Raw genomic sequence first — 12,892 nt, 5'->3', positions numbered from 1 at the left:
GCGGCCGTTGAAGTCCGACGTCATTTCCGTATGACAGCTTGCCTCGCCCTTCAAGCGCAGGTTCTAAATCCTTGAGATCGCACGCTCCCGCCTGCTTCTTCGCGATGCAAGCGTTACTCGGCGCGTGCCAGTTCCTGCTCCACGAGGGTCGACCAGAAGGTGGCGCCCGGACCGATCGCGTCGTCGTTGAAATCATAGGCAGTGTTGTGGTGCAGCGCGCCGTCGACGGCGGGGCCGTTGCCGAGCCAGACGTAACAGCCGGGCGCTTCCAGCCCGAAGAAGGCGAAATCGTCGCCGGCGGTCGACGGTGGAAATGACGTCCGGGTCTTCTTGCCGAACACCGCCTGAGCGGCGCTCAACGCCCGAGCAGTGGCATCGGCGTCGTTGACGACGGGCGGAATGCGGCGTTCGAATTCGTAGTCAACGGAAATCCCATACATCTCGGCGGTACCACGCGCGAGCCGGCCGATCTCCGTTTCGAGCTGATCGCGCACTTCAGGCGTATAGGCGCGGGCCGTGCCGCCGATTTCCACCGTATCGGGGATGACGTTGAGCGCCTTCGGGTCGCCGGCGCGCACGGAGCAGGCGCTGACGACGGCTGGCTGTAAGGGATCGACGACGCGGCCGACGATCGACTGCAGCGAGGCAAGGAAGGTGCCGGCGGCCGTCACCGGATCGCGGCCAAGATGCGGCTTGGCGCCATGGGTGCCGACGCCGCGAAAGGTGAGCCGCCAGCTATCCGAAGAGGCAAGCTGCGGACCCGTGACGACGGCTATCTCGTTCGGGTCAAGGCCCGGCATGTTGTGCAGGCCGTAAACCGCGTCGCAGGGGAAAAGTTCAAAGAGGCCGTCTTCGACCATGCGTTTCGCACCGCCACGCCCTTCCTCGGCAGGCTGGAAGATGAAGTGCACGGTGCCGGAGAAATTGCGGGTCTTAGCCAGATGGCGGGCAGCGCCGAGCAGCATTGTCGTGTGGCCGTCATGACCGCAGGCATGCATCTTTCCGGCCTCGCGGGATTTGTAGGGACGGTCGGCGATCTCCGGCATGGCGAGCGCGTCCATATCGGCGCGAAGGCCGATCGAGCGTGTGCCGTTGCCGACCTGCAGCGTGCCGACGACGCCGGTTTTTCCCAAGCCGCGGTGGACCTTTAGACCCGCTTCCTCAAGCCACTTGGCAACGAGATCGCTGGTGCGTACCTCCTCGAAGCCGAGTTCCGGATGGGCATGCAGGTCGCGACGGAAGTCGGTGAGGAAGGTGAGGTCGTCGGCTATTCCGTCTGGCAGGCGCATCGTCAGGCATTCCCATGTTTCATTGCGCGAAGGGCTTGTGAATTCCGCGTGCTTTGCTTGAGCCGCAGCGCCCTTTCGGTTTGATCGAAGTCGCAAACGGTATAGACGAAAACGGCCGGAACCAGAACAGCAAGCCGGCCTTTTTGATCGCCTTTCATTTCGGGCGAAAGCGCGCAGACGAGGACCGGACCGATGCAGCCCCACGACTTCTGGCAGGAAATCTACCCGCCGAAAAGTTTCGATATTCAGGCGGGTTATCGCGATTTCTTCCCGGCGTCCCTCGGTGATGGCAGGCAGATTCTCCTGCCGATCCGTCAACTCGCCGACGGCAAACATGCGCTGGCCTCGCTGATCGTCAATCAGGCGAGCTTTGCTGTTGAGGACGCACTGGCAACGGAACTTGCGGCGAAGCTCGCCCCCTATGAGCCCGAAGTCGTCGCCGGTCTGCCGACGCTCGGCCTCACGCTCGCTTCGACCGTTGCCCGCAAGCTCGGCCACAGCCGCTACGTGCCACTCGGGACGTCCAAGAAGTTCTGGTATGTCGACGATCTCTCCGTGCCGCTCTCCTCGATCACCACGCCCGACCAGAAGAAGCGTCTCTACGTCGATCCGCGAATGTTGCCCTTGCTTGAGGGTAAGCGCGTGGCTCTGATCGATGACGTCATTTCCAGCGGCACGTCGATCCTTGCCGGGCTGACGCTGATGAAAGCCTGCGGCATCGAGCCGGTCGCGATCGGTGCGGCTATGCTGCAGACCGAGCGCTGGCGCCAGCCGCTTGCGGACCTCGCGCCCCACTGGCCCGAGCGCGTGGTCGGCGTTTTCCAGACACCGATGCTTACCCGCAACGGGGACGGCAGCTGGCGAAGGGCGTGATCTCGCGCCGGCTGTAAGCCTGTGGCCGGCGCGGATTTGTACCCTTCCGCGAATGAACTCCTTTGCCTCTTGAGACATGCGCGTTAGCCTCGTCTCGTCGTATCGGCCGCGTCTGCGAGGAATTCATGCGCTTCATCAATCCGATCCCTTTTGTCAGCGACATCGAGCGATCGCGAACCTTCTACGAGACGACACTCGGTCTGACGATCCGCGAGGACTTCGGCAATTTCGTGCTTTTCGTGGGCGGCTTTGCCATCCATGAAGGACGCTCGCTCGAACGGACCATCTGGCGGCAGGAGCTGTCTTCCGCCGAAGCCTATGGCCGACGAAACGTGCTTCTCTACTTTGAAGATGACGATGTCGACGCGGCCTTCGCGCGCATTGCACCGCATGTGGACCTGATCCATCCGGTCGAGCGCCAGGAATGGGGCCAGCGCGTCTTTCGCTTTCATGATCCGGACGGACATGCCGTCGAGATCGGAGAACCGCAGGATCTGGGAGCCGCGAGCACGACAGTCTAGCGTCCATCCAACGGCCAGGCTTCATCGGCGTTCGGGCACCGCCGCGATCGCAGAGATGCCCGAACTGTTCATGGAAGGCAGCCTCGGAGACTGCCGATCGGTGGGGAACTGCTTAGTTCGCCGGCCGGACCTGATAATAAACCGTCGACTTCGCGCCGCCCGCCTTGGCGATCGTGTAGACATCGTACGAGGCCTGCGGATCGTTGCCCATGCCGAGCGAGCCTGAAGGCATGCCGGGAACCGCGATGCCGGCGACATCCGGCTTTTCGGCCAGCAGCTTCTTGACCGCTTCGAGCGGTACATGGCCCTCGATGACATAGCCGTCGATGACGGCGGTATGGCAGCCTTCCATGTCGGCAGGAACCGCAAAGCGCGTCTTGATCACCGACATGTCGGCTTCATCGCGCACCTCGACCTTGTAGCCGGCCGCTTCCATTGCGTCGGCCCATTGTTCGCAGCAGCCGCATTGCGGATCCTTGTAGACGGCCATGGTGCCGGTTGCCGCGACGGCGCCCGTCGCAAAGAGGGTGATGCCCGCGATCGTGCCCGCCACGAAATGCCTGCGTAATACGTTCATCGAACATTCCTTTCCATTCTTGCCTGATCTCAGGATTGTGGCGCCCGGGCCGCGCAAAGTCGACCCGGGCAGTTTGTCGCTGCTACTTGATCTCGGTCACGGTCAGCTTGCCGTTGACACGGTCGGCGACGAATTCGATCGACGCGCCTTCCTTGAGCTTGGCAAGCACCGCGTCATCGGCGCGGAACACCATGGTCATGGCCGGCATGTCGAGGTTCTTCAGATCCTCATGGTCGATCGTCACCTTCTTGGCCTTGGTGTCGATCTTCTTGACCACGCCCTTGGTGAACTCCGCGGCCTGGGCGGGTAGGGAGAAGGTGGCGGTGGAAACAGCCAATGCGAGCGCTGCGAGGAGTTTGCCTACGGTTTTCATGGTTTCATCCTTTCCTGTTTTCTCGGGCTACTTCTTCACGACGTCGAGCGGGCCATGCATGCCGGCGTCGTAATGGCCCGGCACCAGGCAGGCGAATTCGAAGGTGCCGTCGTTGGTGAAGGTCCAGTAGATGTCGCCGGACTTGCCCGGCTCGAGCCGGATGGCGTTCGGGTCGTCGTGCTCCATGTCGGGGAATTTCTCCATGGTGATCTTGTGTTCCTGGATCGTCGCCTTGTCGTCGAGCACGAATTCGTGGGCGAGTTCGCCGGCGTTCTTGATGGCGAAATGGACCGTCTGGCCCTGGCGAACCTTGATGGTTGCCGGGGTAAAGATCATCTTGCCGTCGTCGGTTTCCTTCATGGTGACGCGGATCGTCTGCGTCGACTTCTTGCTGTCGCCGGGCTCGCCGATCGACACCTTGTCGTGGCCGCCGGCGTGGCTGCCGCTGGCGAGCGCCTGGGAGGAAAGGGCGGAGGCGATAACGAGCGCCAGAGCGAGTGCTGATTTCTTCATCGTAATGTTCCTGATGGATTTGAAAGAGGTCATTGCAGTCGGCCGCCCTCTCACGGTTTGGGCGTGAGCACGGTCTTGGCATCCTTGGCCCGCGTCGGTTCCGGCAATGCGCCGGTCCATTCCCAGGCCTGTGTTCCCGGCGGGTTTTCGTACCAACCGGGATCGCTGTAATCGCCGGCGGAGATACCTTCGCGCACCTTCACCACCGAGAACATGCCGCCCATCTCCAACGCGCCGTGCGGACCCCAGCCGGTCATCATCGGGATCGTGTTGTCGGGGAGCGGCATTTCCATTTCGCCCATGTCGGCCATACCGGCCGTACCCATGGGCATGTAGTCGGGCTTCACCTTGCGGATCTTTTCCGCGACCGATTTCTTGTCGGCGCCGATGAAGGTCGGGATATCGTGGCCCATCGCGTTCATCGTGTGGTGCGACTTGTGGCAATGGATCGCCCAGTCGCCCTCGTACTTGGCGTCGAATTCGTAGGCGCGCATGGCGCCGACGGGAATGTCGATCGACACTTCCGGCCAGCGTGCCTCCGGCCGCACCCAGCCGCCATCGGTGCAGGTCACCTCGAAGTCGTAGCCGTGCATGTGGATCGGATGGTTGGTCATGGTGAGGTTGCCGACCCTGACCCGCACGCGGTCGTTCTTGGACACGACCAGCGGGTCGATGTCCGGGAAGATCCGGCTGTTCCAGCACCACATGTTGAAGTCGGTCATTTCCATGATGCGCGGCACATAGGTGCCGGGATCGATGTCATAGGCATTGAGCAGGAACACGAAATCCCGATCGACACGCATGAAGTTTGGATCCTTCGGGTGCACCACGAAGAAGCCCATCATGCCCATGGCCATCTGTACCATTTCGTCGGCATGGGGGTGGTACATGAAGGTGCCGGATTTCACGAGGTCGAACTCGTAGACGTAGGTCTTGCCGGCCGGAATATGCGGCTGCGACAGGCCGCCGACGCCATCCATGCCCGAAGGCAGGATCATGCCGTGCCAGTGAATGGTGGTGTGTTCCGGCAGCTTGTTGGTGACGAAGATCCGCACGCGGTCGCCTTCGACCGCCTCGATTGTCGGGCCTGGCGACTGGCCGTTATAGCCCCAGAGATAGGCGGTCATGCCGTCGGCCATCTCGCGTTCGACCGGCTCGGCGACAAGGTGGAATTCCTTGATGCCGTTGTTCACACGGTGCGGCAATGTCCAGCCGTTGAGGGTGACGACCGGGTTGTAGTCCGGTCCGCTCGTCGGCACGAGCGGCTTCTGGGTCGCGGCATTGTCCATGCTTGCCGCTTCGGGCAGGCCGGAGTTTGAGGTTTGGGCCCAGGCGGCGGTCGAAACGAGAGCAGCACCGGCGCCGAGGAAGTTTCTTCTGTTGAACATATCTGATCCTTTTTTGATTTAGGGCGGGATGCGTACGGAAAACCGCACACACTTTTCCTGCTCCCGCCCTAGTGTCCGGCGCCGGCTTCCGCTGCCGCGGGCGCTGCCGCGCCTCCAGCCGAGCCGCCCGATCCGCCGCCGTGGATTGCGGTCATCAGATCGGCATCGGCCAGCCAGAAATCGCGCTTCGCGTTGACGGAGAGCACGGTCGAATTGACCTTGGCCCTGACGTCGGCAAGCAGCTCGAAGGTGCTGGTGATCATGCCGTTGTAGCTGAGCGTCGCTTCTTCCTCGATCTTGGTGCGCAGCGGCACGACGTTGTTGCGGTAGTGCCGGGCGATGTCGTAGCGCGAGCGATAGGCCTCGTAGGCTGAGCGTGCTTCCGAGCGGATGTTGACCGCCTTTTCCGCCAGCAGGTTCGCCGAGCGCATATGGGCAAGCTCGGCCTTGCGCATGCGCGCATTGCCGCTGTCGAAGATCGGGATCACGAATTCGAGCTCGAACTGGCCGGTCGTCTCGACCTTGGTGCCATGATCCTCCTTCTCCCGTTCCGCCTCCGCACCGGCGACGAGTTCCAGGTCGGTCACGTAGCGGGTCGCCTCGGTGAGGCTGTAGGACTTGGCCACGGCTTCGAGATCGAGGCGGGCGATCTGCAGGTCGACGCGGCGCTTCAGCGCTTCGGCCTCGATGCTGTCCTTGCGGGCCAGGTTCTTCGGCAGGTTCGGCAGGCGGTTCGGCACCTGGTAGTCGACATCGCTACCCCAGAGACCCATCAGTCGCGTCAGATTTTCCTTGGCAAGACGGGCTGCAAGCCGGGCTTCGGCTGCCTGGCCGGCGAGTTCAGCGTTGAAGACGTGCTCTCGCGCCTGGTTGCCCTTGCCCATGGCGCCGGTCTCACCGAGTTTTGCGGCGAGTTCCGAGGAGGCGTCCGCAGCCGCCTGGGCCTGGTTCAGTTGTGCGACGGTTTCCCATGCGGCAACCGCTTCGATCCAGGCGCGGCGGGTTTCGGCGGCCAGCTGCAGCGTGCTGAGCGCGGCGTTGAGCTGCGCCTGGCGGAAACGCGCGTCGGCGACCGCGATGGTCTTGTCGCGGGTCAGGAGCGCCAGGATGTTGGTGGTGACCAGCCCCTCGATCGCCTTGTAGGCCTGCAGTTCCGGTGTGCCGATCCCGGTCGTGCCGATCGAGACAGTCGGGTTGAGGAACAACGTCGCCTGCCAGGCATCCGCCGACGCGTCGCCGAGATCGGCATAGGCGGCCTGCAGGCCCTTGTTGTTGAGGAGTGCGACCTGAACGGCGGTGTCGGCGTCGATTGTCTTTCGCTTCAGGAGCGCCTTGACCTCGGCATTGACCTTGTCTGCCTGTTCGCGGTTCTGGATCCAGACGCTTTTCTTGGTCGCGGCCGTCGAGACCTTGGCATCCACGGTGGTGAAGCCCGCGTCCTTGGCCGAGTATTCGGTCACGCAGCCGGCGAGCACGAGGGGCAGACCGATGGCGGCCGCGAGGTTGAGCTTGCGAAGCCTCATGACGCGTCTCCCTTGGCGGTCGACTGTGCGTCGTTGAGCGGTCCCCAGGCCTTGGGGCCGGTCGGTTCGCGGTGAGTGTAGCCCGAAATGGGGCTGCGATACTGCGTGCTTCGAATGCCGTTCGTGCTATTGGCGGGATCGCCAAGGCTCGAGACCTCGGCAGGCAATGTGGCAGCGCATCCGCCCAGGATCATGGGCAGGAGCGCCATGGAAAACAAACGTTTCATGGTCAAACCTGAAATGTGAATGGCAGAGGCCGGCGATCGACCGGACGAAACCGGGCGAGCCTTGTCGCGGACGGCGCTAGAGGTGGTCGAGCGTCACATCGGACACGCGGAAACCACGGCAACGCTTCGCACCACTGCAGATCCTTCCGTCGGCCAAGACCAACGGAGACCCGCAGCAGCGGTCACGGATTCACGAAATCAGGCTCTTGGGGGACGATGAAGGCCGTCGAGCTCACCGGGGGTGAGCTGCGGGTGCGGGCCGAAATTGCGGATGGAGCGCGGGAAAGCCGGATGGCTTCCGTCGACATCGCCGAGCACCGCCACGGCGGCGCAGAAGGTCTTGCAACAATCCTTCTTGTCCGACTTGCCGCTTTCTTTTGCCGGCTTCACCTTGCCCTTGTCGAGGCTCGGGCAATGCTCGGTCGCAGCTTGCATCGGATTGGCGGCTGCCTCGATCTGCATCGAGCCGTGCGCGGCCGCATGCATCATGCCGGAGGCGGTGGAAAAAGGCAGCACGGCCAGCGACAAAGCGATCGCCAGCTTCAGCACTATCAGCAAACGCAGATATGTGGTTCGCACGTTCTCCATGATCGATCCGTAGAAACGCCTTTGATTCCTGTCAATGATGCTTGCGCCTGGCGCCGTCACGAATGCGTGAGGCTCAAGGATGCGCACTCGTCGTCACCCGTGCCGCCGGTTGCGGACCGGATCGATGCCGGCCGTACCGAAGCGGGCGGGCTCGGTTGCCTTCGTCGGCGCGTTCGTGGCGTCGGCGAGATCCTCGAGAATGGGACAGTCCGGGCGGCCGTCGCCATGGCAATGGGCGGCGAGATGTTTCAGCGTCCGGCTCATCGCCTTCAGCTCCTCGGCCTTGCGCTCCAGGATCTCGACATGTTCGAGCGCGATCTTCTTGACCTCGCCGCTGGCGCGCTCGCGGTCGCGCCAGAGCGCCAAGAGGTCCGCCATCTGCTCGACAGTGAAACCGAGATCGCGCGAGCGGCGGATGAAGCGCAGCGTATGGACGTCGTTGTCGCCATAGTTGCGATAGCCGGCTTCGCTGCGGTCGGCCTGCGGGATGAGGCCGATCGTCTCGTAATAGCGGATCATTTTCGTCGAGACGCCGGAGGCGCGGGAAGCTTCGCCGATATTCATGATGTCATCCTTTTTACCGCCGTGCGGCCATTCCCTTGAGAATATAAGGGCTCTCCCCGGCTTCCGCCATGCTGGCAATAGCCGGGGAGACGATCGAACCTAGGCCGCCTGTGCTGCGGCAACCGGGCGAAAGGCCCGAAGCCGCAGGGCGTTGCCCAGCACGAAGACGCTCGACAGCGCCATGGCACCGGCCGCAAAGATCGGCGACAGCAAGAGGCCGTAGACCGGGTAGAGCGCGCCGGCGGCAACCGGGATCAGTACCGCGTTATAGGCAAAGGCCCAGAACAGGTTCTCCTTGATGTTGCGGATCGTCGCCTTGGACAGCGCGATCGCATTCGGCACACCCAGGAGATCGCCGGACATCAGCACCACGTCGGCGCTCTCGATGGCGACGTCCGTACCGGTGCCGATCGCCAGGCCGACATCGGCTTCGGCGAGCGCCGGCGCATCGTTGATCCCGTCGCCGACGAAGGCGACCGCGCGTCCGCCTTGCTTCAGCTTCTTCAGAGCCGCGACCTTGCCATCTGGAAGCACTTCGGCGATCACCTCGTCGATGCCGAGCTTGGCCGCGATCGCCTCTGCGGTGCGACGGTTGTCGCCGGTGATCATCGCAACCTTCAGGCCGAGATCGTGCAGCATGCGGATCGCCTGCGGCGTCGTTTCCTTGATCGGGTCGGCAACGGCGATGATCGCCGCCAACTTGCCGTCGATCGCGGCATAGAGCGGGCTCTTGCCTTCCGAGCCAAGGCGGGCCGCCTGGTCGGCGAAGGCCGACACGTCGAGCTTCAGTTGCGTCATCAGGCGGTCGGCACCGACATGGACGGTCCGGCCCGAGACCTCGGCGCTGGCGCCGAAACCGGGGATTGCCTCGAACCTGGCCGGTTCGGCGATCGCCAGTCCCTTTGCTTTGGCTGCGTCGACGATTGCTTCGGCGATCGGGTGTTCGGAGCGGGTTTCCACGGCGGCGACCAGCGTCAACACGGTATCACGATCGAAGCCTTCGGCGGTTTCGAGGTCGGTCAGCTCCGGGCGGCCCTTGGTCAGCGTACCGGTCTTGTCAACGGCGATGACGGCGGCGTTCCGCAGCGTCTGCAGCGCCTCGCCCTTGCGGAAGAGCACACCCATTTCGGCGGCGCGGCCGGTGCCGACCATGATCGAGGTCGGGGTGGCAAGGCCCATGGCGCAAGGGCAGGCGATGATCAGCACGGCGACGCCGTTGACGAGCGCGAAGGTGAGCGCCGGATCCGGACCGAAGACCAGCCAGACGCCGAAGGTCAAAAGCGCAATCGCGATGACGGCTGGCACGAACCAGGCGGTGACGCGGTCGACCAGCGACTGGATCGGCAGCTTGGCGCCCTGGGCCTGCTCGACCATCTTGATGATCTGCGCCAGCACCGTATCGGCGCCGACCTTGGTGGCCCGGAAGGTGAAGGAGCCGGTTTTGTTGATCGTGCCGCCGACGACTTCGCTGCCGGCCACCTTTTCGACCGGAACCGGCTCGCCGGTGATCATCGATTCGTCGACATAGGAGTTTCCGTCGAGGACGCTGCCGTCGACCGGAACCCGGTCGCCCGGGCGCACGACGACGGTGTCGCCAGTCTGCACGTCGGACAGCGGCACCTCGACCGTCTCGCCGTTGCGGATGACGCGGGCGGTCTTTGCCTGCAGACCCATCAGATGCTTGATCGCCTCGGAGGTCCGGCCCTTGGCGCGCGCCTCGAGGAACCGGCCGAGCAGGATCAAGGTGACGATGACGGCTGCAGCTTCATAGTAGACGTTGGCGGTACCGTCGGGCAGAAGGTCCGGCGCGAATGTGGCAACGACCGAGTAGATCCAGGCGGCGGAGGTGCCGATCGCGACCAGCGAGTTCATGTCGGGCGCCAGACGGAAGAGGGCGGGGACACCCTTCTGGTAGAAACGCAGGCCCGGGCCGAAGAGCACCAGCGTCGTCAGCGCGAACTGCAGATACCAGCTTTCCTGCATGCCGATATTGTTCATGACGAATTCGTGCACGCCCGGGATGAAGTGCGAGCCCATTTCGAGCACGAAGATCGGCAGCGTCAAGACAGCGGCAATCAGCAGCGCGCGCGCAAGCTTTCGCGTCTCCTGTTCGCGCTTCTCGCCTTCGCGGTCGACGCTTTCGTCGCCGGTCATGCGCTTGGCGGCATAACCGGCAACGCGAACCGCCTCTTCGAGTGCGGCGGCGGTGGCGATGCCCCTGGTTATGCGCACCGAAGCGCGCTCGGTCGCCAGATTGACGTTGGCTTCGGTGACGCCCGGAACGGTCTTCAGCGCCTTTTCGATGCGCGCGACACAGGACGCGCAGGTCATGCCTTCGATGGTGAGCTCGATCGTGTCTTCGGCCGCACCATATCCGGCATTCTCGATCGCCTTGACGATATCGGCGGACTTGGTGCTGGCATCGAAGCGGACGTCGGCGCGTTCCGTTGCGAGGTTGACCGAGGCCTCGGTCACACCAGGCACGGCGCGAATAGCTTTTTCGACGCGCGCCACGCAGGATGCGCAGGTCATGCCCTCGACGGGAATGCTGGCGCTCACTGCGGCGGCGGACATCGCTTCGAGGTCGTTTGTTCTAATGGGGGTCACAGATCCCATGATCGTGCTCCTTTCTCTGTCTTTTGTCACAACATGGGGCTTCCAACGATGGGAAGGTCAAGGGCACAAAAGAGATTTCTGCACGCCATCTTCAGAGCGGCTGGGAGAGGTCTGCCACCGCAGCGATAATTGCCGGCGATGCACGATGGACGCCGCCTTGACGCAAGCTTGGCCGCGAAGCTCGGCAGGTTTGTCAAAGCGCAGTTCGAATTGCTCCCGGTTTGCCGGCGATCGCAAGGCTGCGACCGTGCTTCGCGTGCCTCTTGCGAGTGAACTGCATCGGATCCATCCTGTAGAAGTTGCGTCCCATAGGGAGGTTAGGATGACGGCTTATAATTGTGTCCGTTTCCGCGTGAGACCCGGTCAAGAGGAACGGTTTGAGCAGCTTTTTCGCAGCGCTGGTCGCGACTTTGAAGGCTTGAGAAAGATGGCGCTCAGCAAGTCAGCGGATGGATCGTATTTCTCAATTGCCGAATGGGAAAGCCTTGAAGCGATCGCTGCGGCACGGCCCATGATGAAGGCGAACCTCGACACGTTCCGCGATACGCTCCTGGAACTCAGCCAGGATCTCGGGGTCACGGACCCGATTTCCGGCGAGGCGATCTTCGAAATGGCGCGTTAGGGCAATGTTGCTGCGCAAGGTGTGACGGCAACAGCTCCGTCGGTTGGTTGACGGGGAGGTCGGCCTTGGCTGCTAAGGTCGCGGACCTGATGACAGTGATGTCGTCGGCTTGCGAACGCGTGGGGCAGCATCAGGACTGGCACGACATCTAGCGCCGGATTTTGGATAGCTTGAGGGCAGAACACTGCGACGAAGGCGCGATGACGGGTTGAGGTCACCGCGGGCAATGGCTATGTCGTGCCGCACACACGCGTCACGAACCATAAGGCCATTCGGAATGATCCCAGACTTTCTCGTTACACATTCCGGTGGTTTCCACGCCGACGAGCTGCTTTCCAGCGTCATCCTTACGCGGCTTTTCCCTGAGGCTCGCCTCGTTCGCAGCCGGGCGTCGGAATGGCTGAAGCCCGGGGCGGACCGCATCATTTATGATGTTGGTGGCCAGTATGATGCCGGGGCCGGGCTGTTCGATCATCATCAGCGCGGGGCGCCGGTTAGAGAGGATGGCCAGCCCTACAGTTCGTTCGGCTTGATCTGGAAGCATTACGGTCGCGCCTATCTGGCAGCGTTCGGCGTTCCTGAGGCCCATGCGGAGGCGGTCCATGCGGCCTTCGATGCGCGCTTCGTGCTGCCGGTGGATCTGGTCGATAACGGCGCGCTCGACCCCTCCGTGGCCGGCCCCTTGGCGGGGCTGACGCTGTCGGCGCTGCTGGAAACCTTGAAGCCTGTCTTCGACGAATCCGGCCAGGAGGCCGAGGACCGCAGCTTCCATCAGGCCCTTTCGATCGCGCGCGCCTTCGTCGAGGCTGGCGTGTCGCAACGCGCCGCCAAGCTTCGGGCCGAGGCGCTCGTGCTGCAGCAGATCGCCCTTGCCGGTGAGAGCCGAGTGCTCGAACTGCCGCGGGGCATGCCGTTCCGCCCGGCGATCGTGAAAGCTGGCGCCGACCACCTGTTGTTCGTCGTTCATCCGCGCGAGAATGACTGGTGCCTGACGGGCATTCGCAAGGCCGATGAAGGGTTTGAGCTGCGCGCCGATCTGCCGGCTGCCTGGGCCGGCCTGACGAACGGCGAGCTGGAGGCGGCTTGCGGCGTGGCTGGCGCGCGGTTCTGCCACAACGGCCGCTTCATCGCGGCGGCAGCGACGCGGGAGGCAGCACTGGCCATGGCCGAGCTCGCCGTCAAGGAAGCAGTATCGGCGGGCAGCGGTCAGGCTTGAGG

Annotated in this window: 14 protein-coding genes; 4 read left to right on the top strand and 10 right to left on the bottom strand. The window is 63.3% G+C overall.

Going from position 1 to position 12,892, the window contains the following annotated elements; all coding sequences use genetic code 11:
* Positions 1–113: 113 nt before the first annotated feature.
* Positions 114–1,289, bottom strand: coding sequence for a M20 aminoacylase family protein (locus IB279_RS23710; protein ID WP_034799257.1), 1,176 nt, complete (start codon positions 1,287–1,289; stop codon positions 114–116).
* Between the two features lie 156 nt (positions 1,290–1,445).
* Here IB279_RS23710 and IB279_RS23705 point away from each other — a divergent pair, with 156 nt between their 5' ends.
* Together IB279_RS23705 and IB279_RS23700 are read left to right on the top strand one after the other, a co-directional pair.
* The gene (locus IB279_RS23705; RefSeq protein ID WP_309142311.1) at positions 1,446–2,162 is read left to right on the top strand and encodes a phosphoribosyltransferase; all 717 of its coding nucleotides are present in this window, start codon (positions 1,446–1,448) and stop codon (positions 2,160–2,162) included.
* 125 nt (positions 2,163–2,287) lie between these two features.
* Positions 2,288–2,683 (top strand): VOC family protein, encoded by a 396-nt coding sequence (locus IB279_RS23700; protein ID WP_060530268.1) that lies wholly within the window; start codon positions 2,288–2,290, stop codon positions 2,681–2,683.
* Positions 2,684–2,795: 112 nt separating this feature from the next.
* On the opposite strand, the gene IB279_RS23695 is transcribed toward IB279_RS23700, so the two are convergent.
* From IB279_RS23695 to IB279_RS23655, 9 genes are all read right to left on the bottom strand, one after another.
* On the bottom strand, positions 2,796–3,260 hold the full coding sequence (locus tag IB279_RS23695) for a DUF411 domain-containing protein (protein WP_034799270.1): 465 nt from the start codon (positions 3,258–3,260) through the stop codon (positions 2,796–2,798).
* Between the two features lie 82 nt (positions 3,261–3,342).
* Complete coding sequence (locus IB279_RS23690; protein WP_060521726.1) at positions 3,343–3,633, bottom strand: copper-binding protein; 291 nt, start codon at positions 3,631–3,633, stop codon at positions 3,343–3,345.
* Positions 3,634–3,660: 27 nt separating this feature from the next.
* Positions 3,661–4,146, bottom strand: a complete 486-nt coding sequence (locus IB279_RS23685; protein WP_060530269.1) for a plastocyanin/azurin family copper-binding protein — start codon at positions 4,144–4,146, stop codon at positions 3,661–3,663.
* A gap of 50 nt (positions 4,147–4,196) precedes the next feature.
* Positions 4,197–5,534: a multicopper oxidase family protein gene (locus tag IB279_RS23680; RefSeq protein ID WP_060530270.1), complete on the bottom strand. Its 1,338-nt coding sequence runs from the start codon at positions 5,532–5,534 to the stop codon at positions 4,197–4,199.
* A gap of 68 nt (positions 5,535–5,602) precedes the next feature.
* The gene (locus tag IB279_RS23675; RefSeq protein ID WP_060530271.1) at positions 5,603–7,057 is read right to left on the bottom strand and encodes a TolC family protein; all 1,455 of its coding nucleotides are present in this window, start codon (positions 7,055–7,057) and stop codon (positions 5,603–5,605) included.
* A complete protein-coding gene (locus IB279_RS23670; protein ID WP_060530272.1) occupies positions 7,054–7,284 on the bottom strand; it encodes a hypothetical protein in 231 nt (76 codons plus the stop codon). The genes IB279_RS23675 and IB279_RS23670 overlap by 4 nt, the downstream gene beginning before the upstream one ends.
* Before the next feature lie 198 nt (positions 7,285–7,482).
* A complete protein-coding gene (locus IB279_RS23665; protein WP_112974736.1) occupies positions 7,483–7,872 on the bottom strand; it encodes a hypothetical protein in 390 nt (129 codons plus the stop codon).
* Positions 7,873–7,965: 93 nt separating this feature from the next.
* Positions 7,966–8,436, bottom strand: coding sequence for a Cu(I)-responsive transcriptional regulator (gene cueR / locus IB279_RS23660; RefSeq protein ID WP_034799282.1), 471 nt, complete (start codon positions 8,434–8,436; stop codon positions 7,966–7,968).
* Between the two features lie 99 nt (positions 8,437–8,535).
* Positions 8,536–11,010: a heavy metal translocating P-type ATPase gene (locus tag IB279_RS23655; protein WP_060601495.1), complete on the bottom strand. Its 2,475-nt coding sequence runs from the start codon at positions 11,008–11,010 to the stop codon at positions 8,536–8,538.
* Here IB279_RS23655 and IB279_RS37985 point away from each other — a divergent pair.
* Both IB279_RS37985 and IB279_RS23645 read left to right on the top strand, forming a co-directional pair.
* Complete coding sequence (locus IB279_RS37985; protein ID WP_309142309.1) at positions 10,967–11,674, top strand: antibiotic biosynthesis monooxygenase family protein; 708 nt, start codon at positions 10,967–10,969, stop codon at positions 11,672–11,674. The genes IB279_RS23655 and IB279_RS37985 overlap by 44 nt on opposite strands.
* Before the next feature lie 277 nt (positions 11,675–11,951).
* Positions 11,952–12,890 carry an MYG1 family protein gene (locus IB279_RS23645; RefSeq protein WP_060601492.1) on the top strand — a complete coding sequence of 313 codons (939 nt, stop codon included), beginning with the start codon at positions 11,952–11,954 and terminating at the stop codon, positions 12,888–12,890.
* The last annotated feature ends 2 nt before the right edge of the window (positions 12,891–12,892 follow it).

Source organism: Ensifer sp. ENS06, assembly GCF_014852205.1.
Taxonomy (GTDB): domain Bacteria; phylum Pseudomonadota; class Alphaproteobacteria; order Rhizobiales; family Rhizobiaceae; genus Ensifer; species Ensifer adhaerens.
The sequence above is the reverse complement of the archived record's forward strand: the minus strand, read 5'-3'. Positions and strand labels throughout refer to the sequence as shown.

Coding starts and splice junctions, on each gene's coding strand:
- IB279_RS23655 (WP_060601495.1), bottom strand. CDS start 11,010: ATGTCCGCCGCCGCAGTGAGCGCCAGCATTCCCGTCGAGGGCATGACC.
- IB279_RS23685 (WP_060530269.1), bottom strand. CDS start 4,146: ATGAAGAAATCAGCACTCGCTCTGGCGCTCGTTATCGCCTCCGCCCTT.
- IB279_RS23670 (WP_060530272.1), bottom strand. CDS start 7,284: ATGAAACGTTTGTTTTCCATGGCGCTCCTGCCCATGATCCTGGGCGGA.
- IB279_RS23690 (WP_060521726.1), bottom strand. CDS start 3,633: ATGAAAACCGTAGGCAAACTCCTCGCAGCGCTCGCATTGGCTGTTTCC.
- cueR (WP_034799282.1), bottom strand. CDS start 8,436: ATGAATATCGGCGAAGCTTCCCGCGCCTCCGGCGTCTCGACGAAAATG.
- IB279_RS23665 (WP_112974736.1), bottom strand. CDS start 7,872: ATGGAGAACGTGCGAACCACATATCTGCGTTTGCTGATAGTGCTGAAG.
- IB279_RS23700 (WP_060530268.1), top strand. CDS start 2,288: ATGCGCTTCATCAATCCGATCCCTTTTGTCAGCGACATCGAGCGATCG.
- IB279_RS23695 (WP_034799270.1), bottom strand. CDS start 3,260: ATGAACGTATTACGCAGGCATTTCGTGGCGGGCACGATCGCGGGCATC.
- IB279_RS23710 (WP_034799257.1), bottom strand. CDS start 1,289: ATGCGCCTGCCAGACGGAATAGCCGACGACCTCACCTTCCTCACCGAC.
- IB279_RS23675 (WP_060530271.1), bottom strand. CDS start 7,057: ATGAGGCTTCGCAAGCTCAACCTCGCGGCCGCCATCGGTCTGCCCCTC.
- IB279_RS23680 (WP_060530270.1), bottom strand. CDS start 5,534: ATGTTCAACAGAAGAAACTTCCTCGGCGCCGGTGCTGCTCTCGTTTCG.
- IB279_RS23645 (WP_060601492.1), top strand. CDS start 11,952: ATGATCCCAGACTTTCTCGTTACACATTCCGGTGGTTTCCACGCCGAC.
- IB279_RS37985 (WP_309142309.1), top strand. CDS start 10,967: ATGCCCTCGACGGGAATGCTGGCGCTCACTGCGGCGGCGGACATCGCT.